This is a genomic window from Brevibacillus parabrevis, assembly GCF_003710905.1.
Lineage (GTDB): Bacteria > Bacillota > Bacilli > Brevibacillales > Brevibacillaceae > Brevibacillus > Brevibacillus parabrevis.
Genome location: NZ_RHHV01000009.1, coordinates 1 through 22,239, shown reverse-complemented (window position 1 = coordinate 22,239; position 22,239 = coordinate 1). Strand labels below are relative to the sequence as shown.

The 22,239-nt window shown below is 52.3% G+C and carries 21 protein-coding genes and 1 rRNA gene; 21 read left to right on the top strand and 1 reads right to left on the bottom strand.

What is annotated here, in order from left to right:
* Positions 1 to 11: 11 nt before the first annotated feature.
* The 20 genes from ybeY (at position 12) to EDM60_RS11235 (ending at position 21,201) form a co-directional block, all read left to right on the top strand.
* Positions 12 to 491 carry an rRNA maturation RNase YbeY gene (gene ybeY / locus EDM60_RS11325; RefSeq protein ID WP_122964087.1) on the top strand — a complete coding sequence of 160 codons (480 nt, stop codon included), beginning with the start codon at positions 12 to 14 and terminating at the stop codon, positions 489 to 491.
* A gap of 9 nt (positions 492 to 500) precedes the next feature.
* Positions 501 to 872: a diacylglycerol kinase family protein gene (locus EDM60_RS11320; protein ID WP_122964086.1), complete on the top strand. Its 372-nt coding sequence runs from the start codon at positions 501 to 503 to the stop codon at positions 870 to 872.
* A gap of 174 nt (positions 873 to 1,046) precedes the next feature.
* A complete protein-coding gene (gene cdd, locus EDM60_RS11315; RefSeq protein ID WP_063231406.1) occupies positions 1,047 to 1,445 on the top strand; it encodes a cytidine deaminase in 399 nt (132 codons plus the stop codon).
* Positions 1,438 to 2,355: a GTPase Era gene (gene era / locus EDM60_RS11310; protein ID WP_122964085.1), complete on the top strand. Its 918-nt coding sequence runs from the start codon at positions 1,438 to 1,440 to the stop codon at positions 2,353 to 2,355. Before cdd ends, era begins: the two co-directional genes overlap by 8 nt.
* Positions 2,356 to 2,471: 116 nt before the next feature.
* A complete protein-coding gene (locus tag EDM60_RS11305) occupies positions 2,472 to 2,627 on the top strand; it encodes a YqzL family protein (RefSeq protein WP_083955823.1) in 156 nt (51 codons plus the stop codon).
* Entirely contained in the window at positions 2,618 to 3,391 is a 774-nt protein-coding gene (gene recO, locus EDM60_RS11300; protein WP_122964084.1) for a DNA repair protein RecO, read from the top strand. The genes EDM60_RS11305 and recO overlap by 10 nt, the downstream gene beginning before the upstream one ends.
* Before the next feature lie 295 nt (positions 3,392 to 3,686).
* Positions 3,687 to 4,610 carry a glycine--tRNA ligase subunit alpha gene (gene glyQ, locus EDM60_RS11295; RefSeq protein ID WP_063231428.1) on the top strand — a complete coding sequence of 308 codons (924 nt, stop codon included), beginning with the start codon at positions 3,687 to 3,689 and terminating at the stop codon, positions 4,608 to 4,610.
* On the top strand, positions 4,603 to 6,672 hold the full coding sequence (gene glyS, locus EDM60_RS11290) for a glycine--tRNA ligase subunit beta (protein ID WP_122964083.1): 2,070 nt from the start codon (positions 4,603 to 4,605) through the stop codon (positions 6,670 to 6,672). Before glyQ ends, glyS begins: the two co-directional genes overlap by 8 nt.
* Before the next feature lie 122 nt (positions 6,673 to 6,794).
* Positions 6,795 to 7,439, top strand: coding sequence for a transcriptional regulator CcpN (ccpN, locus tag EDM60_RS11285; RefSeq protein ID WP_063231410.1), 645 nt, complete (start codon positions 6,795 to 6,797; stop codon positions 7,437 to 7,439).
* 11 nt (positions 7,440 to 7,450) lie between these two features.
* Positions 7,451 to 8,287 carry a pyruvate, water dikinase regulatory protein gene (locus EDM60_RS11280; protein ID WP_063231411.1) on the top strand — a complete coding sequence of 279 codons (837 nt, stop codon included), beginning with the start codon at positions 7,451 to 7,453 and terminating at the stop codon, positions 8,285 to 8,287.
* Positions 8,288 to 8,489: 202 nt separating this feature from the next.
* The gene (dnaG, locus tag EDM60_RS11275; protein ID WP_122964082.1) at positions 8,490 to 10,352 is read left to right on the top strand and encodes a DNA primase; all 1,863 of its coding nucleotides are present in this window, start codon (positions 8,490 to 8,492) and stop codon (positions 10,350 to 10,352) included.
* A gap of 34 nt (positions 10,353 to 10,386) precedes the next feature.
* Positions 10,387 to 11,514: an RNA polymerase sigma factor RpoD gene (gene rpoD / locus EDM60_RS11270; RefSeq protein ID WP_063231413.1), complete on the top strand. Its 1,128-nt coding sequence runs from the start codon at positions 10,387 to 10,389 to the stop codon at positions 11,512 to 11,514.
* 90 nt (positions 11,515 to 11,604) lie between these two features.
* Positions 11,605 to 12,528, top strand: a complete 924-nt coding sequence (locus EDM60_RS11265; protein ID WP_122964081.1) for a hypothetical protein — start codon at positions 11,605 to 11,607, stop codon at positions 12,526 to 12,528.
* 70 nt (positions 12,529 to 12,598) lie between these two features.
* A complete protein-coding gene (locus EDM60_RS28560; RefSeq protein WP_167470280.1) occupies positions 12,599 to 12,763 on the top strand; it encodes a hypothetical protein in 165 nt (54 codons plus the stop codon).
* A gap of 139 nt (positions 12,764 to 12,902) precedes the next feature.
* Entirely contained in the window at positions 12,903 to 14,042 is a 1,140-nt protein-coding gene (locus tag EDM60_RS11260) for an acyl-CoA dehydrogenase (RefSeq protein WP_063231415.1), read from the top strand.
* Positions 14,043 to 14,183: 141 nt separating this feature from the next.
* Positions 14,184 to 14,918, top strand: coding sequence for a tRNA (adenine(22)-N(1))-methyltransferase (locus EDM60_RS11255; protein ID WP_122964080.1), 735 nt, complete (start codon positions 14,184 to 14,186; stop codon positions 14,916 to 14,918).
* Entirely contained in the window at positions 14,894 to 16,009 is a 1,116-nt protein-coding gene (locus EDM60_RS11250; protein ID WP_122964079.1) for a Nif3-like dinuclear metal center hexameric protein, read from the top strand. The genes EDM60_RS11255 and EDM60_RS11250 overlap by 25 nt, the downstream gene beginning before the upstream one ends.
* A gap of 58 nt (positions 16,010 to 16,067) precedes the next feature.
* The gene (locus tag EDM60_RS11245; protein ID WP_122964078.1) at positions 16,068 to 18,068 is read left to right on the top strand and encodes an S-layer homology domain-containing protein; all 2,001 of its coding nucleotides are present in this window, start codon (positions 16,068 to 16,070) and stop codon (positions 18,066 to 18,068) included.
* The gene (locus tag EDM60_RS11240) at positions 18,065 to 19,567 is read left to right on the top strand and encodes a S41 family peptidase (RefSeq protein WP_122964077.1); all 1,503 of its coding nucleotides are present in this window, start codon (positions 18,065 to 18,067) and stop codon (positions 19,565 to 19,567) included. The genes EDM60_RS11245 and EDM60_RS11240 overlap by 4 nt, the downstream gene beginning before the upstream one ends.
* Positions 19,568 to 19,716: 149 nt before the next feature.
* A complete protein-coding gene (locus EDM60_RS11235; protein ID WP_122964076.1) occupies positions 19,717 to 21,201 on the top strand; it encodes an alkaline phosphatase family protein in 1,485 nt (494 codons plus the stop codon).
* Here the strand turns inward: EDM60_RS11235 and EDM60_RS11230 are convergent.
* Positions 21,176 to 21,838, bottom strand: a complete 663-nt coding sequence (locus tag EDM60_RS11230) for an endonuclease/exonuclease/phosphatase family protein (RefSeq protein WP_122964075.1) — start codon at positions 21,836 to 21,838, stop codon at positions 21,176 to 21,178. The genes EDM60_RS11235 and EDM60_RS11230 overlap by 26 nt on opposite strands.
* Before the next feature lie 269 nt (positions 21,839 to 22,107).
* Here EDM60_RS11230 and EDM60_RS11225 point away from each other — a divergent pair.
* A 16S ribosomal RNA gene (locus tag EDM60_RS11225) occupies positions 22,108 to 22,239 on the top strand; the annotation flags it as partial.

Sequence of the window (22,239 nt, the reverse complement as noted above, 5' to 3'; positions counted from 1 at the left end):
ATCGTTCATCTGTGCTATCTGTAGAAATCCTCCACGAAGAAATCGAACCGCTTGATGAAAGCTTGCAAAAACTGATGACCGAATGCCTCGAAGCTTGCGCAAAGCTGGAGGACGTACAGGGAGAAGTCGTAGTGACTCTGGTCACCAATGAGCGAATCCATGAGCTGAACCGCGATTACCGCGGCGTGGATCGCCCAACCGACGTGTTGTCCTTCGCCATGAACGAGCCGGGCGAAGGCGAGATGGAAATCTTTTTCGACGAGGGCGAAGCGGACGAAGTTCCGAACATGCTGGGGGATATCATTATCTCTGTGCAAAAAGTCAAGGAGCAGGCCGAAGACTACGGTCACTCTTTCGAAAGAGAGCTGGGCTTCCTCGCTGTGCATGGCTTTCTCCATCTGCTCGGCTACGACCATGGTACGCCGGAAGAGGAGAAAGAAATGTTCTCCCGTCAGGAACAGGTTTTGGAGCAGATCGGCTTGACGAGGTAGGAGATTACGTTGAAAGAACTCCGAAGAATGGCGAGCAGCTTTTCGTACGCCATGCAAGGAATTGGGCATACCGTAAAGACACAGCGAAACATGCAAATCCACGTAGCCGCTGCTGTAATCGTTTTGGCGGCGGCCTGGTGGCTGCAAATTCCCCGCAGCGATGTTTTGCTGGTCTTTTTTTCTATCGGCCTTGTTTTTTCGCTGGAGCTGGTGAATACGGCCGTAGAAGCGACCGTTGACCTCGCTTCTCCCGAGTGGCATGAAAAGGCGAAAATAGCCAAGGATGCTTGCGCCGGAGCAGTGCTCGTAGCGGCTATCCTGTCTGCCATCATCGGGTTTATCGTCTTCGGGCCGCCGCTGCTGCAAAAAATAGCGGGGTAGCCCGGAAGCAGCGATTTGACTGGGGAAACGCAAAGTTTGTGCCATGAGAACGACCGGACGGGCCTTACTGGGAGGCCGTAAAGTCTGGTCTCTTGGCGTCCCGTCGTCAGGATGGACCATAATGCGCCCCGTCAGAAAAAATAGTAGAGACTACGCATAAGAGGAATGATGAGAATGGATAAACAAGCATTGCTTGCTGGTGCGATCCAAGCAAGAGAACTGGCGTATGTGCCTTACTCCAAGTTTCAGGTGGGCGCAGCGCTGTTGTGTGAGAGCGGCAAGGTTTATTTGGGCGGCAATATCGAAAACGCTGCATACTCGCTGTGCAACTGCGCAGAGCGTACGGCCCTGTTCAAAGCTTATTCGGAGGGCGACCGCACGTTCAAGGCGCTGGCTGTGGCGGCGGACACGCCTGGAGCGGTGTCTCCATGCGGCGCGTGCCGTCAGGTATTGGCTGAGCTTTGCCCGCCGGACATGCCTGTATACTTGACCAACCTGAAAGGCGACGTCGAGGAAACAACAGTATCTGCCCTTTTGCCGGGGGCATTTTCCAAGGAGGATTTACGTGGATAACCGCAAGACCAAACAATCATTCAAATCAGGATTCGTATCTATTGTGGGGCGCCCGAACGTAGGGAAATCGACGCTGCTGAACCACGTCGTCGGCCACAAGATCGCAATCATGTCCAATAAGCCGCAAACGACGCGCAACAAAATCACCGCTGTTCATACGACGGAAGCAGGGCAAATCATCTTCATCGATACGCCAGGGATTCACAAGCCGCAATCCAAGCTGGGCAACTACATGGTGTCGGTGGCTGAAAATACGCTCAATGAAGTCGACCTCGTGCTGTTTGTGGTAGACGCGACCGAAAAGCGCGGAGCGGGTGACGACTACATCATCGAGCGGCTGAAGCAAGTCAAGACGCCGGTATTTTTGGTGATCAACAAAATTGACAAGGTTCATCCGGAAGCGCTGTTGCCGATTATCGACGATTACCGCCAGTTGTACGATTTCAAGCAGATCGTTCCGATTTCCGCCTTGGAGGGCAACAACACTGCTTCCTTGACCGAAGCGATCATGGGGGAAATGGAAGAAGGGCCGATGTTCTACCCGGCCGACCAGGTGACCGATCATCCGGAGCGTTTTGTCGTGGCCGAGTTGATTCGCGAAAAAGTTCTGCATTTGACCCGCGAAGAAGTGCCCCATTCGATTGCTGTCGTCGTGGAGGAAATGAAGCGCGGCGAAAACGGGAAGACGCTGTACATTTACGCGGCGATTTACGTGGAACGCGATTCGCAGCGCGGCATTTTGATCGGACAAAAAGGCCAGATGCTGAAAGAAATTGGCAGACGGGCGAGAAAAGATATCGAGCGGCTGATGGGGGATCAAGTATTCCTGGAGCTGTGGATCAAGGTGAAAAAGGACTGGCGCAACCAGGAGCGGATGCTGCGCAACTTCGGCTTTTACAACGAAGAATAGGCAGATGGCTGTCCTTCGTTTTCATTCGTGTTAATTTTTCCAAGGCATATAATAACGGGCGCAGGTGATTCTAAGAAGGAAGTGGATAGACCCGATACAGGAAAGGATGATGCTCCATGCTTCGTGACTTTTCTTGGAGAGTTTTCGCTTCAACCGGTGACATCCATGCTTACCTTCTCTACCGCGATCACCATCAGGCGGAAGGCTCTTCAGAAGACGTTCTGCTTGATTTTGCCCAGGAAGAATTGGGTGACTCGCAGGCATGCTTGTAAAATGGGAAGGGATTGTCATTCGCAGCGTGGACTATGGCGAGTCCAGCAAAGTGGTGACGTTGTTTACCAGGGAGAACGGCAAGCTAGGCGTGATGGCGCGCGGTGCTAAAAAGACCAAGAGCCGTCTTGCCGCCGTCTCCCAGTTGTTTTCGCACGGTTATTTTCTGTGCAAGGCAGGGCCCGGAGCGGGAATGCCCGATCTGTCGCAGGGTGACATCGTGGATTCCTTCCGGGACATGCGGCAAGCCCTCACTGCGACGGCTTATGCCGCTTACATAGCAGAGCTTTTGGATCGATTGACACATGAACGGGAGCCGAATCCGTATTTGTTCCAGCTATTGCTGCAGACGTTTCGCTATCTGGACGAAGGGGTGGACCCGGAAATTTTGTGCCGGATTTTCGAGGTGAAGATGCTGATTGTAGCCGGGATTTCGCCACAGCTGTCAGCTTGTGCGAACTGCGGACAACAGCGGGAGCCTTATGCGATCAGTGTATCGCAGGGCGGGTTGCTGTGCCCGTCTTGCCAGCCATCAGACCCGTATGCATTGGCGGTCACGCCTTCTACCTGGAAGCTGTTGCGGCTGTTCCAGGTATTTGATTTGGAACGTTTGGGCGACATCGAGGTGAAGCCGGCGACGCGCAGCCAGCTCAAGCATGTGATTCGCAGCTTCATGGACGAGCATCTTGATCTGAGGCTGAAAAGTCGCGCATTTCTGGAACAACTGGAGCGAATGGAAAGGATGGCCCAGTCCGACAGTGACTGATTGACATTCGATTTTCTTTTCGTTATGATAAGGAACAAACTTACATACCGAACGTTGCCATGAAGGAAAAGAGTAGTCGGCCACTGTGTGCAAAAAGCGAACCGGGGAAGGTGAAAGCCCGGTCACCACGCTGATGAAGGGCATTCCGGAGCAATTTGGTCTTTAGAAGGTGGGCGAAGAACGTATTCGCCAAGTAGGGTGGAACCGCGAGAATCCTCTCGTCCCTACACTGTCGTTTTGCAGACAGTGTAGAGGCGGGAGGTTTTTATTTTTGGAGGAGGAAAAGAGCATGAAAATGACATTTCAAGACATCATTTTGACGCTGCAAAACTTTTGGGCCAAGCAAAATTGCCTGATCGTGCAGCCGTACGACGTGGAAAAAGGAGCGGGTACACTGAACCCGATGACATTTTTGCGCTCCATCGGACCTGAGCCGTGGAACGTGGCGTACGTGGAGCCGTCCCGTCGCCCGGCGGATGGCCGCTACGGGGAAAACCCGAACCGTCTGTACCAGCACCACCAGTTTCAGGTGATCATGAAGCCGTCGCCGGACAACATCCAGGAGCTGTATTTGGAGAGTCTGCGCCAACTGGGGATTGAACCGCTGGAGCACGACATCCGCTTCGTGGAAGACAACTGGGAGCATCCGGGTCTGGGCGCATGGGGGCTTGGCTGGGAAGTGTGGCTCGACGGTATGGAAATCACCCAGTTCACCTACTTCCAGCAAGTCGGCGGTCTGGAGTGCAAACCGGTTGCCGTTGAGCTGACGTACGGTCTGGAACGCCTGGCTTCTTACATTCAGGAAAAGGAAAATGTGTTCGATCTGGAATGGTGCAACGGCTACACGTACGGAGACGTGTTCTTGCAGCCTGAATACGAGCACTCCAAATACACGTTTGAGCTGTCTGACGTAGACATGCTGTTCACGCTTTACAACACATACGAAGCAGAAGCAAAACGGCTGATGAAGGAGCGCCTGGTTTATCCGGCGTACGATTACGTGTTGAAATGTTCGCATACGTTCAACCTGCTGGACGCCAGAGGGGCGATCAGCGTGACAGAGCGCACCGGCTACATCGCACGTGTCCGCAATTTGTCCCGCGAAGTGGCACAAACGTACTACGCAGAGCGCGAGCGTCTCGGCTTCCCGCTTTTGAAAAAAGACGGCACACACGAGGAAGAAACGGCACAGGTGAAGGGAGAGGATACAAATGAGTAAACGCGATTTGCTCGTAGAAGTAGGTCTGGAAGAAATGCCAGCGCGGTTTGTGGCCCTGGCAGCATCGCAATTCAAGGAAAAAGTGGAGAAGTGGCTGACGGCAGAGCGCGTTCCCTTCGACCAGATTACTGCGCTGGAGACGCCACGCCGATTCGCTTTGCTGATTACCGGACTCGCTGAGAAGCAGCCGGATCGCAACGACGAAGCAAAAGGTCCGGCAAAGAAAATCGCACAGGACGAAGCGGGCAACTGGTCCAAGGCAGCGCTTGGCTTCGCACGCAGCAACAACGTCGACCCGAACGACTTGTACTTTAAAGAAGTGAACGGCGTGGAATACGTGCACGCGAGAAAAGCGGAAGCGGGCAAGGCGACGACAGAAATTTTGCCGCACCTCTCCGAAGTGATTGCAGGCATGAGCTTCCCGAAAAATATGCGCTGGGGCGCGAGAGACTTGAAATACGTTCGCCCGATTCGCTGGCTGGTAGCCCTGTTCGGCGATGAACGGATTGACCTGGAGATCGCCGGAGTAAAAAGCGGACGCATCTCCCGCGGCCATCGCTTCCTCGGGACGGAAGTGACGCTCGCTCATCCGAGTGAGTACGTAAGCAAGCTGGCGGAACAGCACGTCATGGTCGACCCGCAAGAGCGCAGGGCGACGATCGTGGAGCAAATCCGCCGTTTGGAGCAGGAACACGGCTGGACGATCCCGATGGATGAGGGGCTTCTGGATGAAGTCGTCCATCTGGTCGAGTATCCGACAGCGCTGTACGGCACGTTTGAAGCAGAGTTTTTGACGATCCCGCGCGAAGTACTGGTCACTTCCATGCGCGAGCATCAGCGTTACTTCCCGGTGGAAAATGCGCAGGGACAACTGCTCAATCATTTCGTTACCGTGCGCAACGGCGACAGCCGCGCTCTGGAAAATGTAGCAAAAGGAAACGAAAAAGTGCTGCGCGCCCGTCTGTCTGACGCCCGTTTCTTCTATGTAGAGGACCAGAAGCTGTCCATCGACAGCTGCCTGAAGCGGCTGGAGACAATCGTTTTCCACGAGGAGCTGGGAACGATTGGAGACAAGGTCCGCCGCGTGCGCAAAACAGCGGGTCTGATTGCAAGCAAGCTCGGAGTAAGTGCAGAAGAAGCCAAACAAGTAGACCGAATCGCAGAAATCGCCAAGTTCGACCTCGTGACCAACATGGTCGGCGAGTTCCCTGAACTGCAAGGCATCATGGGTGAGGATTACGCCCGCAAGGCAGGGGAGTCCGAACTCGTGGCGCGTGGTGTGTTCGAGCACTATTTGCCACGTTTCGCTGGCGACCTGATGCCTGCTTCCGCACAGGGAGCAATCGCGAGCATGGCTGACAAGCTGGATACGATCGTCGGCTGCTTTGCCATCGGGATCGTGCCGACAGGTTCCCAGGACCCATACGGTCTGCGCCGGATGGCAGCGGGGATTGTCAGCATTTTGCTGGAACGCAACTGGCAGCTGTCCCTCGACGAACTGTGGGATGCAGCGCTCGAAGGCTACAGTGCACAAGGCGTAAGCAAACGGACGGCAGAAGAAGTGAAAAAGGATCTGGTCGATTTCTTCGCCCTTCGTCTGAAAAACGTTCTGCAAGAAAACAACGTGCGCTACGATGTGATCGACGCCGTGTTGAGCGCAGATTTGACCAAAGTTCCCGATGTGCTGGCAAAAGCGAAGGCGCTGATGGCGACTGTTGCAGCTGAGGACTTCAAGCTGATCGTCGAGCAGTTTACGCGGGTGAACAACCTCGCGCAAAAAGCGGAATCCGACAGCGTGAACGAAGCGCTGTTCGCCGAAGAAGCCGAGCGCAATCTGTACCAGTCTTACCAGTCTGTCGCCAAAGAAGTGCAAGGACTGGATGACCAAGCGAAAATTTTGGCGACGCTCTCGACGCTGCGCGAGCCGATTCAGGCGTTTTTCGATAAAGTCATGGTTATGGCGGAAGATCAGGCTGTTCGCGCGAACCGACTGGGCATGCTTCTTTGCATCTCCCGTCTTTTGAACGCCTATGCCGATTTCGCGAAAATTGTATTTGCCTAACAACGAATAGGCTGGTGCCTCCGTCCTATAATGAGACGGGGGCACCTTTTTTCCGCGCGAAAGAAGGAATATCCGGTCGAATAGAGTAATACTAGGAAGAGGTAAAGACAGAACCGGGGTGATTGGTCATCGAGCTTACCAAGCGTCAAGAGCAGATCTTACAGATAGTGAAGGATGACGGGCCGATTACGGGCGAGCATATCGCGGAGCGCCTCAATCTGACTCGCGCTACTTTGCGCCCTGATCTCTCCATCCTCACGATGTCAGGATATTTAGAAGCCAGACCTCGGGTCGGGTATTTTTATGCCGGCAGACCAGCAAGCTCCGTCATTAGTGAACGGCTTCACAAACTGATCGTCAATGATTACAAGGCGGTGCCGATCGTAGTTTCCGAGTCCGCCTCCGCTTACGATGCAATCGTTACCCTCTTTCTGGAGGATGTCGGAACGTTGTTCGTCGTCAATCAAAAAGGATATTTGGCTGGCGTCATCTCCCGCAAGGACCTTTTGCGCGCTTCGCTCGGCAACAAGACGCTGGAAGATGTGCCGGTCAGCATCATCATGTCCAGGATGCCGAATATCATCACTTGTGGCCCGGAGGAAACCTTGTACGCAGCGGCGAAGAAGCTGATCGATTTTCAGATCGATTCCTTGCCTGTCGTACGACCCAGCGATGAGGACCCGAGACAGATGGAATTGATGGGACGGGTTACGAAGACGACGATCGCCAAAGCATTTGTTGAATTGGGCAGCGAACCGAAAGTGTAGGAGGAGAATGGATGCAAGGTAACCAACAAGGACAGCTCATCTACGTGGTCTCGGACTCCATTGGCGAAACGGCTGAGCTTGTCGTTCGCGCAGGAGCCAGTCAATTTGACCGTTTTTTGTTCGATGTGCAAAAGTATCCCTACATAGAAGACAAGGAATCCATCGACGAAATCATTGCCTCTGCAAAAGAATCGAAGGCGATGATCGTCTTTACGCTGGTCATCCCGGAATTGAACGCCTATATCACCCAGCAGGCGGCGATCCACAGCATTCCGGCCATTGACGTCATGGGTCCGCTCATGAACACGCTGCAAGGCATGCTGAAGGAGCCGCCGACTGGCAAGCCGGGGCTTGTGCGCAGACTGGACGAGGAGTATTTCCGCAAGGTGGACGCCATCGAGTTCGCCGTCAAGTACGATGACGGACGCGATCCGCGCGGACTTTTGCGGGCGGACGTTGTGCTGATCGGCGTATCGCGCACCTCCAAGACGCCGCTCTCCATGTACTTGGCAAACAAGCGCCTGAAAGTGGCGAACGTTCCGCTTGTCCCGGAAGTGGAGCCGCCAGAAGAGCTGTTCCAGCTTCCGCAGGAGCGGTGTATCGGGTTGACCATCAATCCGGAGCAGTTGAACGGCATTCGTACCGAACGACTCAAAGCGCTCGGATTGACGGCGCAAGCCAATTACGCGAACCTGGACCGGATTACAGAGGAGCTTGCTTACTCCAAGCGGATTATTGACCGATTGGGCTGCAAGGTCATTGACGTTTCCAACAAGGCAGTAGAGGAAACAGCCAACATCATTTTGGAGATCATTCGCAAAAACAATCTCCGAAGTGAAAGGAAATAGGTCAAAAGAAGGAATTTGACGACTTTTGTAGAAAATCAGTTAGGAAAGGTTTGTTCCCCAGGAGCCGCAAGAGCGTTTATTGCTCGCGGAAATGTGGAAAAGTAGAAAAGAAGAAAAGAAGTTTAAGACAAAGAAGGAATTTGACGAATTTTGACGAACTAAATAATCTCATCGTGCGATTCTCCTAAAAAGGTGGAAAGACATGACAGGTCCCACTTCAGATGAATTTGTGAACCAAGTGCGTGCCGCTGTCGACATCGTAGACGTTGTAGGAGAGTACGTTCAACTGAGAAAAAGCGGTCGTGCCTTTCTCGGTCTATGTCCGTTTCACTCTGAAAAGAGCCCTTCCTTCAATGTGAATGCAGAGCGACAGTTTTTTCATTGCTTTGGCTGCGGGGCAGGTGGGGATGTCTTTTCCTTTTTAATGAAACTGGAGCAGCTGACGTTCCCAGAGGCATTGCACAAATTGGCGGAGCGTGCCGGGATCGCCGTGCCCCAGACACAGCAAGTAGAGGAATCTCCAGAAAAGCGCTCGAAGCAAGCCATGCAGGAAGCGCATCAGCTTGTCGCGAAGCTGTACCACTACGTGCTGACGGAGACGCCATATGGCGTGGAGGCGATGAAGTATTTAGCCAAGCGCGGAATGTCTCCTCAGACGATTGCCGAGTTTCAGATCGGCTTTGCCCCGGATTCCTGGGATTTCGTGACGCAGTTTTTGAAAAAACGGCGTTTTTCACAGGAGTTGATGGTGGACGCTGGTCTCTTGGCAAAAAGCGATGGAGGAAAAGTATTTGATCGCTTCCGGGGACGAATTATGTTCCCGATCCAGGACACCCAGGGAAATGTCATCGGATTCGGCGGCCGCCTCTTGGCCGGCTCTCAGCCAAAATCTCAACCGAAGTATTTAAACAGCCCGGAAAGCCTTTTGTTTAACAAAAGCGCTACCCTGTTCAACCTTCACCGTGCCCGTCCGTATATTAGAAAGAGGAAGCAGGCACTACTGTTTGAAGGGTATGTCGATGTCATTTCGGCATGGCAGGCGGGTTTTCCCCAAGGAGTTGCTACGCTGGGGACCGCTTTGACCGAGCAGCAGGCACGGATGATTCGCCGCAATGTCGATTCGGTCGTGCTGTGCTACGACGGAGATGCTGCTGGTCAGGAAGCGACAAGCAAGGCAATCCACATACTGCAGCAGGCGGGTCTCATCGTTCGGGTAGCTCCTTTGCCGCAAGGTGTCGATCCAGATGATTACATACGCCAGCACGGTGCTGAAGCCTTTTCTCAGCAAGTGCTGCTGCAGGCGATGCCGGTTACGGCTTTTCGCTTGAAACATTTACGAAGCCAGATCGTAATACATGATGAGACGGACAAGGCTCGCTTGATCGCCAAAGCCGTGGAAATCATCAACGAGCTGGAAAGCCCGGTGGAGCGGGATATGTATTTGCGGCAATTGGCGGATGAATATTCCCTTACTCTCGGCGATTTGAAATGGGAGTCCAAACGCGTTTATAAACAGCAAAAAAGTGAACGCCAAAGGGATAAAGTGCCGTCAGCATGGAATAATAGTATAAATAATGGCAAAGTTACGCTCGCGAAAACACTGCCACCCGCTTACCACACGGCTGAGCGCATGCTGCTGTACTACATGATGCGGAATGAAGAAATCGCCGCCCGCGTCCAGGAGGAATGCAGCGCCCACTTTCAAGTGGACGAACACGATGCGCTGGCTGCCTACCTGTACGCCTACTACGCAGAGGGAAACCCGGAAGACCCTGGAGGGTTCATACATTACGTGCAAGACGATTTGTTAAAGCAATTAGCCTCGGGATTGGCCATGATGGAGTGCAAGGAAGACGTATCCGATTTAGAGATCGGTGACTACATCAAACAAGTGAATAACTACCCGAAGCGTGCCGAGTTGGAACGATTGCGCGATGAGCAGCGGAGCTTACACCTCCAAGCGGCCGCAGCGGACAGCGAGGATGCGCGCAAACAACTGGAAATTCAAGCTGCCTTAACAGGGATGAAGATTCTTGAATTGGAAAATGCTTTAAAAGAAGGGTAGCTTCAGATCATTCCCGGGGAAGGAGGGAAAGTAGATGAACAAGCAAAATATCACTTCTGACATGGAAGCAATGTCCATCGAACAAGTGAAGGAGCAGTTGGTCGAATTAGGCAAGAAACGCGGCGTTTTGTCGTACAAGGAAATTACAGATCGCCTCGCAGCATTTGAACAGGATTCCGATCAGATGGATGAGTTTTTCGAATACCTGGGTGATCAAGGTATCGAGATTAACAACAATGAGAATGACGACGACGATGAAGTCGACGAAATGATCATGAAGGATGAGGACAACGAAGAATTCGACTTTGACGATCTCTCCGTTCCACCTGGAATTAAGATCAATGACCCTGTACGGATGTACCTGAAAGAAATCGGTCGTGTTCCTCTGCTCTCCGCAGAAGAGGAGATCAAACTGGCCCAGCGGATTGAGCAAGGGGATGAGGAAGCGAAGAGACGACTGGCCGAAGCAAACTTGCGGTTGGTTGTATCAATTGCCAAGCGTTATGTAGGACGCGGCATGTTGTTCCTTGACCTGATTCAAGAAGGAAACATGGGACTGATTAAAGCGGTAGAAAAATTTGATTACCGCAAAGGCTACAAGTTCAGTACGTACGCGACTTGGTGGATTCGTCAGGCGATTACGCGGGCGATTGCAGACCAGGCACGTACGATCCGGATTCCGGTGCATATGGTGGAAACCATCAACAAGCTGATTCGTGTTTCCCGTCAGCTTCTTCAGGAGCTTGGACGCGAGCCGATGCCGGAAGAAATCGCGGAAAAAATGGATCTGACCCCGGAAAAGGTTCGGGAAATCATGAAGATTGCTCAAGAGCCTGTTTCGCTGGAAACGCCGATCGGGGAAGAAGACGATTCTCACCTGGGCGACTTCATCGAAGATCAGGACGCGCTGGAGCCATCTGATGCTGCTGCGTATGAACTGTTGAAAGAGCAGCTCGAAGACGTGCTGGACACGTTGACTGATCGTGAAGAAAACGTTCTTCGCTTGCGCTTCGGTCTGGATGACGGACGTACCCGCACACTGGAAGAAGTGGGCAAAGTATTCGGCGTCACTCGTGAGCGCATCCGTCAAATTGAGGCGAAAGCACTACGCAAACTTCGTCATCCGAGTAGAAGCAAACGCTTAAAAGATTTCTTGGAATAGCCGATATAAGAAGTATGTGGCCTACGTTTTAGCCGACGTAGGCTTTTCTTTTTCTACATCATTTTCTGTCACGAGTAAGGAGGGGCCGCGTTGGACGACCAGCGCAAGCGAACCATCATAGCTGAGATTGAAAACTGGCGGCGCAATCATCTGCTGCCTGAACATTACTGCATTTTCCTGTTAAACCTGTATACAGAAGGGGATCGACCGAGCACTCCCGCATCCGCGGGCAGGGGAGAAGGGAAGAGAGCGGATGCGCTGGCATCTGGAGCAGGGGTTGCGACAGGCAACTCATCGCCATCTGCATCGTATGCCTACGCAACCAGAACGGTTGCTCCGGTTACGGGAAAAATGGTGATGGCCTGGCTCCTTGGCGCCTTTGTTATTGCTGGTTTGATCTTGCTTGCTTTTCATTTTAACCGTTTTACGACACCAATGCAAATTACCATCTTTGCCTGTTTCGCTCTCGTTTTCTATATTCTGGGATACGCATTTCGCCGCCAGGCACCCCCGCTGACCCATTTGTTTCTAACGTTTTGCTTCGTCTTGCTCATCGCGGGAGGAATTTATTGCATTCAGCAACTGAACGGCTCCATGGCACTGACTCTTTTGTATTTAGGCGTGGTTTGCGTGCTTTTGTGCCTGAGTGCCTTCATTTTTGGCTACGCCTATTTGCTTTACTGCGGCATGCTCGGCTTGGCGCTTATTTACGGTTTTGCTACCGTGCAGCGCATCGGGGAAGGCTACACGTGGTGGAAATCGGAGCTTTACTGGGTTCCGCTTGCTTGCCTGCTGACAGGGCTTGGCTTTTTAATGAACAGCGGAAATCCGAAGTGGGCGGGAGTTTTTGCTGTGTGCGGACTGATTTCGTTCTTTGGCGCAGAGATTCAGGCGCTGTACATTTCGGAAGCGAAGCGTGATGTGATCCAGCTTTTGTTATTTATCAAAGTCTTTTTGGCTTCCGCACTCTTTTTCTTCACGCGCGGCTATTGGTACACCTGGCTTCGCTTATGATGATCCTCCCGTTTTTTTCGGCTGACCGATTTGTTACAATTGGGTTAGAGAGAAAATGAGGTGAGGGTAATTGGAGAGCAAAACGAAGGTGTTGATCGGCATATTGCTGGCTGTCGTCTTTCTCGCGGGGGAAACGGCTGCACAGTTGATGGGTGCAAAAACATACAGCATCGGATACATATTGGGCGCTCTTGCTTTTGTCGGAGCGATCTTCATAGGAGCACGCCAGCGATAGGCGTGTTTTTTTTGTGGAAATCACACATACAAGCCAATCGTGGTGTATAATGGAAAGAGTATTCTGAACAAACGCTCAGTCATAATAGTGCTTGTCTTGGTATTTCTTAACTAAAGCGTTTTCAAGGGGGCAGCGAAACATGAATTTCGATTTGACTGTCGAGCAGCAAATGCTCAAAAAAATGATGCGGGAGTTTGCCGATGAAGTCGTAGCGCCTGGCGCAGATGAGCGGGACCGCACCAAGCAATTTCCTGTCGAAATATTCAAGCAGATGAGCGAGTTGAACTTGATGGGTCTGCCGTTTCCGGAAGAGTACGGCGGAGGAGGGGGCGACTCTACGAGCTTTGCGATTGTGGTCGAAGAGTTGAGTCGGGCTTGCGGCTCCACAGGGATTACGTATTCGGCGCACATCTCGCTTGGCGGCGCTCCGCTATATCTGTTTGGAACTGAGGAGCAGAAGCAGAAGTATTTGAGCAAAGTCTGTTCCGGTGAGAGCTTCGGGGCATTTGGCCTCACAGAACCAAACGCAGGCTCGGATGCAGGCGGCACGAAGACGACGGCCGTTTTGTCTGACCGGGAATGGGTGATCAACGGTTCCAAATGTTTTATTACGAACGCTTCCTACGCATCGTTTCTGGCGTTGACAGCCGTGACGGACAAGGATAAAGGCTCACGGGGCATTTCTGCCTTTATCGTCCCGACAGACGCTCCTGGCTTCAGCGTTTTGGCGAACTACGAGAAGCTTGGCCTGCACAGCTCCAATACGACAGAGCTGGTGCTGGAAAATGTCCGTGTGCCCGAAGAAAACATACTCGGCAAACGCGGAGAGGGCTTCAAGCAATTTTTGATTACGCTCGATGGCGGACGTATCGGGATCGGTGCGATGGCGGTAGGAATCGCGCAGGCAGCCTACGACAAAGCTCTGCAATACGCGAAGCAGCGCACCGCTTTTGGCAATTCGTTGAGCCAGTTCCAGGCGATTCAGCACAAGCTGGCTGATATGGCGATGCAAATCGACCTGGCGAGAACGATGGTCTACAAAGCAGCATGGCTCAAGGACCACGGGCGCAAGTTTACAAAAGAAGCGGCTATGGCGAAGCTTTACGCGTCGGAAGTAGCGATGTCCGCTACCCATCAGGCGATTCAGATTCACGGCGGCTACGGTTATATGCGCGAGTATCAGGTGGAGCGTTTCTTCCGCGATGCCCGCTTGCTGGAAATCGGAGAAGGTACGTCAGAAATTTTGCGCAACGTCATCGCCAGAGAAATCGGCTGCTAACATTATTTGGACAATCTGGAATCCTCGCTGCTCGTCCGGCGAGGATTTTGTCGTTCTTTGCGCGACGGCTGTCAGCGATTTTGCATTTCGCAATTGCTGCCAAATAGGGTAGAATAGAGGCAACGGAAGGTGAAGACATAAATGACATCATTAACAATTTCCAAGCGGCTGCAAACGATTGCCCGCTACTGTCCAGAAGGAGCCCGCGTCGCCGACATCGGGTCGGATCATGCGTTGTTGGCTTCTTATTTGCTTGTAAAAGGAATTGCCTCGTTCGTAATTGCCGGAGAGTTGAACGAAGGTCCTTTTCAGGCAGCCAAAAAGCAAATACATACGCTGCAACTCAAAGATCGTGCCGCAGTCAGAAAAGGAAACGGCCTTGCCGTGCTCGAACCGGGCGAAGTTGACGTCGTCTGCATTGCCGGAATGGGCGGACAACTGATCGTTTCCATTTTGGAGGAAGGACTTCTTAAGCTGGAAGGGGTCCAGCGCCTGATTCTGCAACCGAATGTAGGGGAAGAGATCGTGCGTCGCTGGATGCTGAAACAAGGCTGGCAATTGGTTGCCGAGACGATTTTGCAAGAAGACGGCATCATTTACGAGATATTGGTGGCAGAACGGGGAGCCCCCCTTTTTCCTTACGAAAACAAAGATCGTCCACAAGAAGACCTCATCCGCATCGGTCCGTTCCTCTGGGAAGAAAAGTCGCCCATTCTCGCGGAAAAATGGCAGCATGAAAGAGAAAAGTGGCAAAAGGTCCTGGGCCAGCTGAAGCGGTCGGACAAGCCGGAAGCCGCCCAGAGAATTGCGGAAATCGAACAAGAAGTCAAATGGATAGATGAGGTGATCGCATGCTTGCACACGGACAAACCGTAATTCAGTACGTAGAGCGTTTGGCGCCAAAATCGTTGGCGATGGAAGGGGATAAAATCGGTCTCCACGTAGGCACGCTGCAAAAGAAAGTGCAAAAAGTCATGGTCGCGCTTGACGTGCTCGAATCCGTGGTGGATGAAGCTATTGCCGAAGGGGTAGACTTGATCGTCGCTCACCACGCCGTCATTTATCGCCCGCTCAAGCATTTGCGGACAGACCTGGCGGCAGGGCGCGTTTTTGAAAAGTTGATCAAACATGACATCGCGGTCTATACCGCTCATACGAATCTGGATGTGGCAGTAGGCGGCATGAACGATTGGCTGGCTGAAGCCATCGGACTGGTCGACCTGGACGTTTTGGATGTGCTGCAAAAAGAAGCGTGGAAAAAGCTCGTCGTCTTCGTTCCGGCGACACACAAAGAGGCTGTGTTTACCGCTATGTCCGAGGCGGGTGCAGGACACGTCGGCAACTACAGCCATTGCTCCTTCCAGGTGCAAGGGACAGGAACCTTTTTGCCAGGAGACGGAACCAATCCGCATATCGGCTCGCAAGGCAAGCTGGAGCATGTCGAGGAAGTGCGGATCGAGATGGTAGTGCCTGCTTCCCGACAAGCGGCTGTCATCAAAGCGATGCAAGCCGCTCATCCTTACGAGGAAGTGGCTTATGATGTGATTCCGCTGGACCAATCCGGTCAGGCGTACGGCATTGGCCGAATCGGCTATTTGCCGACTCCGCTGACCTTGCGTGATTTGGCCCAACTGGTGAAAGAACGCTTTTCGCTGCAAGGGCTTCGCGTCGTTGGAAATCTCGATGAAACGGTCAAAAAGGTGGCTGTTGTAGGCGGGGATGGCAGTTCTTTTGCTTCCAAGGCGATTTTCAAAGGCGCAGATGTGCTCCTGACGGGAGATATCGGCTACCATATCGCCCACGATGCGCAGGCGGACGGGCTTTCCATCATTGATGCCGGCCACAATATCGAGAAAATCATGAAACAAAAACTGGCGGATTACTTGCTGGAACAGTTGAAAGCAAATGGCTACGAAACAAAAGTGGTTGCTTCCTCTGTGCACACGGACCCGTTTCAATTTGTATAGTGCAAACGTCGGCACAAACGTTTTGTTGCCGTCTAGCTGAAGTGTAGGAGGATTTCGTGTGCAAAAACTAATTCGAGCGCTCTCAAGCGGGTTGCTTGTCGCTGCCTTGCTCACCCCCGGCGTCGCTTCTGCGGCTGGGGGCTTTCTGCCCTATTCGGACATTAGCAACCATTGGGCCAAAGCGTCTATTATTCGAGGTGTACAGGCTGGACTTTTTGCAGCTGGTACTGACGCTCCGCACTTTTACCCGAATCGCGATATGTCGCGCGCTGAATTTTTGGCGTTGATGGATCGGTTGTACAACGGGGGGCAGTATCAGCTCTACCCGTTGACGTTTTTGTCTGAACATGCGGAATGGTCAAAAGGGGAAGGCTTTGATCAACCGTATCTTCCTTATAAAGACGTCGATCGTCTGACGTGGGTGTACAATCCGACTTTGCGTGTAGCGATTGTACTGGACAGGCTGTATGGCCCGAATGCGATCCAGCAAGTTTTTCCGGGGGAAGAAATGAAGCCGGACCAGCCGATTACGCAAGAAGAAGCGGCAAAGCTCATGCAAATGTTCACGATGTCGCCCGACAGCAGCAAAGCGTGGGAAGAAGTCAAGGCTTGGAAGTGGCTGGAAGGAGACAGAACGGACAAATTGAAGCGGGGAGAGGCAGCAGCGGCTGCCGACCGCATGATTACTTACTTGGTGCAGGATACGATTTTGCCGCTGTTGGATTATGATGGTACGAAGTTTCCGATGGTTCCGGAGATTGAGGAACTTTTCCCTTATTTCGAAACGTACACCGCTCCAAAGTCAAAGCAGGAAGCAGCATATGTCAGCGCTGTTGACGCGATTCGCAACCATGAAGACTCCGAAGCGACTTTTGAATTGCTGCGAGCGCTTGCGGACACGACATTTGCGAACCGGATCGGGCTTCATTTTTATTTGAGCTGGGACCCGGGCACAGAGATTTCCACCAATCTGGATGAAGCGATGAGTGCCATTGACGCGTATTTCGCCAACAAAATCATTTTGCCGGACACGCTCAGACTGTTGAGTGCCAATGTGTATGATTTGGCCCTGCAGCAAGCCGGGAAAGACCAGAAGCAATTCGCGAAGGTGCTGGAGCGGTTAAGCGCCTATGAACAAAAAGTGAAGCCAAATTCAAAAGAGTGGGAAGCGTTGGCCATCTACCTCGGTGCGTTGGAGATCAAGAGCGGGCAAACGGAAAAAGCGTTGGAGCGCTACAAGCAATTTTCCGCCAACAATCCGGAAGCGCTGCTCAACGCTTGCTATTACTTGTACCAGGAAGGCAGGTTGGAAGAGGCGAGTGCCCTGCTTGCGACCGTAAAGCCGAATGCTTCCGACAGTCGAATGGTTCAGTTGGGCAAGCTGTTGCGCCAGGAATTGACTTCTTTGCAGGAGCAGTCTGCGATTGTAAGCGACCTTGGTTACTCGCTGCGTCGCCTCGACAACGCCGATTCGTATCAGGTTCAAGGAGAGGCTGTGCTTAGCGGTTTCAGCTTTAAGTATACGCAGGAGATTGACCAGCGCAGCCAGGTAAGCAGGCTCAACGGATTTTATCAATCGCCGCAAAAGTTGGTATCGGACAAGCTTGCTACCTATACAGACGGCAGCAAACATATCCAATACTCGTACGACTCCGAAAAGCAGAAATGGGATCGGCATAGCACGAACAATCTCGACTTTTTGCATGAGTGGGTCGGTGCCTTGCCGGTTGCAGAGCGGGCGAACAAGCTGCACGCGCGCTACTTCAAGCAGACTTTCGGCGAGATGGAAGTGATTACGGAATGGATTCCGGGAAGTGTGCTTGCAGAACAATCGGCCTCTTTGCTGCTTGAGCGTGGCAAAGTCAAAGATGTGCCACTGTTCATGAACAAATACTACATCGACAAATCTACTGATCGCGTTGTCAAGCATACGTGGCGATACGAGGAGATTTATTCGAGCGATGAGTACGTGGCCTATTCGGGCACAGATCAATACGATTACGCAAAAAGCATCAAGCTGTCGATTCCAGAGGAAGTACGAAAAGGGGTGACTCCATGAAGCGGTTTAGTCGATGGATACTGACTGCCCTGCTTGCTGTATCGGTATGGCAACAGGTGCCAGCCCAGGCAGCAGAAAATCCTTATGTGGAAACAGAAGAAGTATTCCGATACGTCATGGAGAGCCATTTAAGCAAGCCGCAAGCGGCAAAGCTGGTCAAAGGTGCGCTCGAATCCGTCAGTGAACAGGCGAAGGAGCGCAAGGATTTGCCGCTCGTCGTATCCGCCGAGGATGATACATTTGGAGAACTCGTCCAACGGTTGGCTGAGTGGCAGAAAAAAGGTGGATTTGATGCCGTTTCGATGAATACATGGGCAATCGACGGGATGCTCTCCACGCTCGACGATCCGCACACCGTCTTTTTTACAGCAGATGAACTGCGGCTGTTCCAATCTGATGTGGAAAATCAGTTTGTCGGATTCGGCTTCCGTCTGCGGATGCAAAACGACCACATCATCATTCGCGAAATCGTCTCCGGTTCTCCGGCCGCAGCATCTGTCCTCAAGCGTGGCGACCAGTTGCTGAAGGTGGGAGACGTCTCCTTGGTGGGGAAAAGCTTTGAGGAATCGTATGCTTACTTGAAAGGTGCAGAAGGAACCGAAGCCGTATTGGTCGTATATCGCCCTTCCGAAAAGCGTGAGCTTCAGGTCAAGCTGAAAAGAGCGCTGATGACACTTCCGGAAGCGGAAGGTCAGTTGTTTGACAAAGGGTCGGTCGGCTACATCAGTCTGGAAACGTTCGGGTCTGATGGCGCTGTGCAAATGCGCGACAAACTGCTTGAATTTGCACGCTCCCAAAAGCAGCTGACCGGGCTTGTCCTGGACTTGCGTGACAATGGCGGCGGCTATTTGAGTACGGCGCGAGACATCGCAAGCCTGTTCATGGAAGACGGACTGCTCATGTATACGACAAACCGCAACGGTGTGGAAGTGGAGACATGGGTACGCAACGGCCGGGACATCGGCATTCCTGTACGCATTTTGGTGAATGGCGGAACCGCTTCTGCTTCCGAGCTTCTGTCCGGCGCTTTGCGCGATCACGGCATTGCTAAGCTGGTCGGAACGAAGACGTATGGCAAAGGCAGCGCACAGCAAGTGATCCCTTTGTCAGAAGGGGATGCGCTCAAGCTGACACTGAACGAATATTTCACTCCCAAGCATACGGTCGTCAACCATATCGGTCTTACGCCAGACTTGGTCGTGGAAGATTACGGCGCACAAGTGGTCGAAGCTCTGCAATCCTTGAATGTGCGCGCTTGGGAACTGAGCGATGAGGATGGGGATACTGTAATCAACGGCATCCCGTTCCCGACAGTCGAACCGCTTTTCAAACAAGGAACAGGAGGGCTGCAAGTCCGGGCAGCTATTTTGTCGCACTTATTGAAAGATCCGGCCATCGGCGAGAATGAATACGTGGAGCTTGCTCCTTATTTGAAAAAGCACCCTGCCCTGAAAGTGCAAAGCAAGGGTGGATTCCACTTCTTGACCTATACTTCCTAGTAAATAGACAAGCCTTTGCTGTTGATTGCAGCAAAGGCTTGTTTTTTTCTGTGAAAAACGTCTCACCGTTTTGTTGCGGGTATAGTCGGAAGCAGGAAGCAGAACACTATCAGGTGCGACACTAATGACGAACGAAGGATGGCAGACCGATGAAAAAAGTAATTCTTTTTTTGATCGACTCCATGATGCCAGATGTGCTGGAGCGCTGCATTGCAGCGAACAAAGCGCCGGGTCTGCGCTTTTTGATGGAGCATAGCCAGTACATCGCGGATTGCGTTACGGTTTTTCCGACGATGACGGCTTCAATAGACTGCTCGCTGATCACCGGAGTTTATCCCGATCAGCACAAAATACCGGGCTTGGTCTGGTTCAATTCCGAGCAGAACAAAATCGTGAACTATATTAATGGGGCCGTTCCTGTGCACAAACTGGGAATTACGCATTGTGCAACGAACGTGCTGTTCGATTTGAATGAGCGGCATCTCAGCAAAGCGGTGAAGACCATTCACGAAGTCGTGGAAGAACACGGGCTTGTGTCAGGCTCGATCAACGTGATTGCTCACCGCGGCCACAAGCAGCACAAGGTGCATATGCCGCCGCTTTTGGACGCTGTTACTTCGTTTCGGCTTCGCGAGATGGTAAGCGGCCCGACGATCATGAGCATGGGAACATTGGTGCGGCCGAATCTGTTTCGTCCGGTTACGTGGAATTTTTCGCAGACAGCGCTCGAAAGCTACGGCATTAATGACACATATGCCATTGATGTCTTGATTGAAGTCATCCGCAGTGGCAAACAGCCCCAGTTTACGCTGGTGTATCTGCCTGAAAACGATCATAAGCTCCATCAATCGCCGGAACAGGCTGTTTCGCACCTTGCTGATGTAGATCGGCAGCTGGTACGTTTTTTAGACAGCTTCAGTTCTTGGGAGCAGGTGCTGGAGCGCAATGTCTGCATCCTGATTTCCGACCACGGCCAAACTGTGATCGGAGAGAGCGAGGATCACAACATTTCCCTGGATGTCTTGTTGCGGCCGTTTGCGGTACACGCCTGGGGAAAAGAAGTGACCAGTGACGTAGAAGTGGTGATTTGCAACAATGAGCGCATGTGCTTTTTGTACCCGGTGAATGGAGGGCAGCAATCCGCGATTGTCGACGCAGTCAGTGTGGATGAGCGAATCGATTTGATCGCTTGGAAGGAGGGAGAAAAGGTCATGGTTCGGCGCGGAGGCTCGAAGCAGGAGCTGAGCTTTTGGCGAAACGGCAAGTACCCGGATGCTTATGGATGCTCCTGGGAGATCGAAGGAGATCCGGCTGTTCTCGATGTGCAGTTTGACGGGGAAACGCTTGCGTTTGATACGTACCCGGACGCTTTTTCCCGACTGTATGGAGCCGCTTTTGCCCAGGCAGATGAGGTTGTGATTTTGACAGCTTCGCCAGGGTACGAGTTTTTGTCGGAGTGTGCGCCGACTCATTTGGGCGGGGGTAGCCACGGTTCTTTGCACAAGCAAGATTCGTTGATTCCTTTGGTCATTGCGGGGGCGGCGAATCCGTTTCCGTTGCCTGCGCGGCTGGTGGATGTCAAAGCATTTGTCTTGCGGGAGCTGGGCATTATTTCAGACACGCGTCCACAATGACAGGGACATGATCCGACCAGTTGACTTGAGCAAGGGTGTAGTCCTGGATGGTCCAGTGATCAGATGCGAAAATGTAATCCAGACGACGGCGGAATGCCGGAAGCGTATGTTTCATCTCCTGATTGCAAATACGTGCGCTATCGTGAAGGGCAGGGGAAAAGGACACGTTGGCGGCATTAAAATCGCCCATTAGCAGTAAGGGAGTTTTGTTTGCCCCTGCGATCTGTTCAGCGAGGAAGTGAAGCTGGGCGATCCGGCTGACCTGATTCAAACTGCAATGCGTCACCCAGACAGAAACGCTTTTTCCATTCCAGTCGAAAGCAGCTTGCAACACTGTCCGCTGCTCGCGTTTCGCCGGGAGTGTGACGGTTTTTGCGTGCTTGAGCGGATACTTCGAGAGCAATGCGTTTCCGTAGTGGCCGTTGCCAATCGGGATGGATGGGGCAAAAGCAAGCTGATACTGCAACTGTTCAGCCAAAAAGCTCGCCTGATAGCCGTATTTGGAGTTTTGGTGCACTTCCTGCAACCCGACGATGTCTGGATTCAACTCTTTTAGCGTGTCAGCCATCTGATGGAGCCGTTTGCGCCACCAGAGATCGCGACCGCTGTGGATGTTGTAGCTTACCGCTCGTAACATGGCAGCTCCTGCTTTTTGTGACTTGTGCGTTTCTAGCCTTAGTATGGACGAGTATTCCAACGGCTTAATCGGGCTTAATTCGGAAAAACGCATTAGTACCCAACTTATTTATAATTTCCTGTTGCATTTGGTTTTAGCCTATGCTATATTAAAAAGCGTCGCCTCTAATTGAAGCGAAAATGGAAAAAGATGCACCTTGAAAACCGGATAGAATCATCTGTGAATAAATGAAGCTTGTGTTTTACTTGATGTCAGATTCACTTTCTACTTTATTGGAGAGTTTGATCCTGGCTCAGGACGAACGCTGGCGGCGTGCCTAATACATGCAAGTCGAGCGAGGGTCTTCGGGCCCTAGCGGCGGACGGGTGAGTAACACGTAGGCAACCTGCCTCTCAGACCGG

Bases quoted from the DNA above. Each gene is read 5' to 3' on its own strand.
- EDM60_RS11305 (WP_083955823.1), top strand. From the start codon at position 2,472: ATGCTTCGTGACTTTTCTTGGAGAGTTTTCGCTTCAACCGGTGACATC.
- recO (WP_122964084.1), top strand. From the start codon at position 2,618: ATGCTTGTAAAATGGGAAGGGATTGTCATTCGCAGCGTGGACTATGGC.
- EDM60_RS11280 (WP_063231411.1), top strand. From the start codon at position 7,451: ATGCAAGGTAACCAACAAGGACAGCTCATCTACGTGGTCTCGGACTCC.
- EDM60_RS11250 (WP_122964079.1), top strand. From the start codon at position 14,894: ATGCTTGCACACGGACAAACCGTAATTCAGTACGTAGAGCGTTTGGCG.
- cdd (WP_063231406.1), top strand. From the start codon at position 1,047: ATGGATAAACAAGCATTGCTTGCTGGTGCGATCCAAGCAAGAGAACTG.
- EDM60_RS11240 (WP_122964077.1), top strand. From the start codon at position 18,065: ATGAAGCGGTTTAGTCGATGGATACTGACTGCCCTGCTTGCTGTATCG.
- EDM60_RS11255 (WP_122964080.1), top strand. From the start codon at position 14,184: ATGACATCATTAACAATTTCCAAGCGGCTGCAAACGATTGCCCGCTAC.
- dnaG (WP_122964082.1), top strand. From the start codon at position 8,490: ATGACAGGTCCCACTTCAGATGAATTTGTGAACCAAGTGCGTGCCGCT.
- rpoD (WP_063231413.1), top strand. From the start codon at position 10,387: ATGAACAAGCAAAATATCACTTCTGACATGGAAGCAATGTCCATCGAA.
- EDM60_RS11230 (WP_122964075.1), bottom strand. From the start codon at position 21,838: ATGTTACGAGCGGTAAGCTACAACATCCACAGCGGTCGCGATCTCTGG.
- EDM60_RS11260 (WP_063231415.1), top strand. From the start codon at position 12,903: ATGAATTTCGATTTGACTGTCGAGCAGCAAATGCTCAAAAAAATGATG.
- glyQ (WP_063231428.1), top strand. From the start codon at position 3,687: ATGACATTTCAAGACATCATTTTGACGCTGCAAAACTTTTGGGCCAAG.
- glyS (WP_122964083.1), top strand. From the start codon at position 4,603: ATGAGTAAACGCGATTTGCTCGTAGAAGTAGGTCTGGAAGAAATGCCA.
- EDM60_RS11235 (WP_122964076.1), top strand. From the start codon at position 19,717: ATGAAAAAAGTAATTCTTTTTTTGATCGACTCCATGATGCCAGATGTG.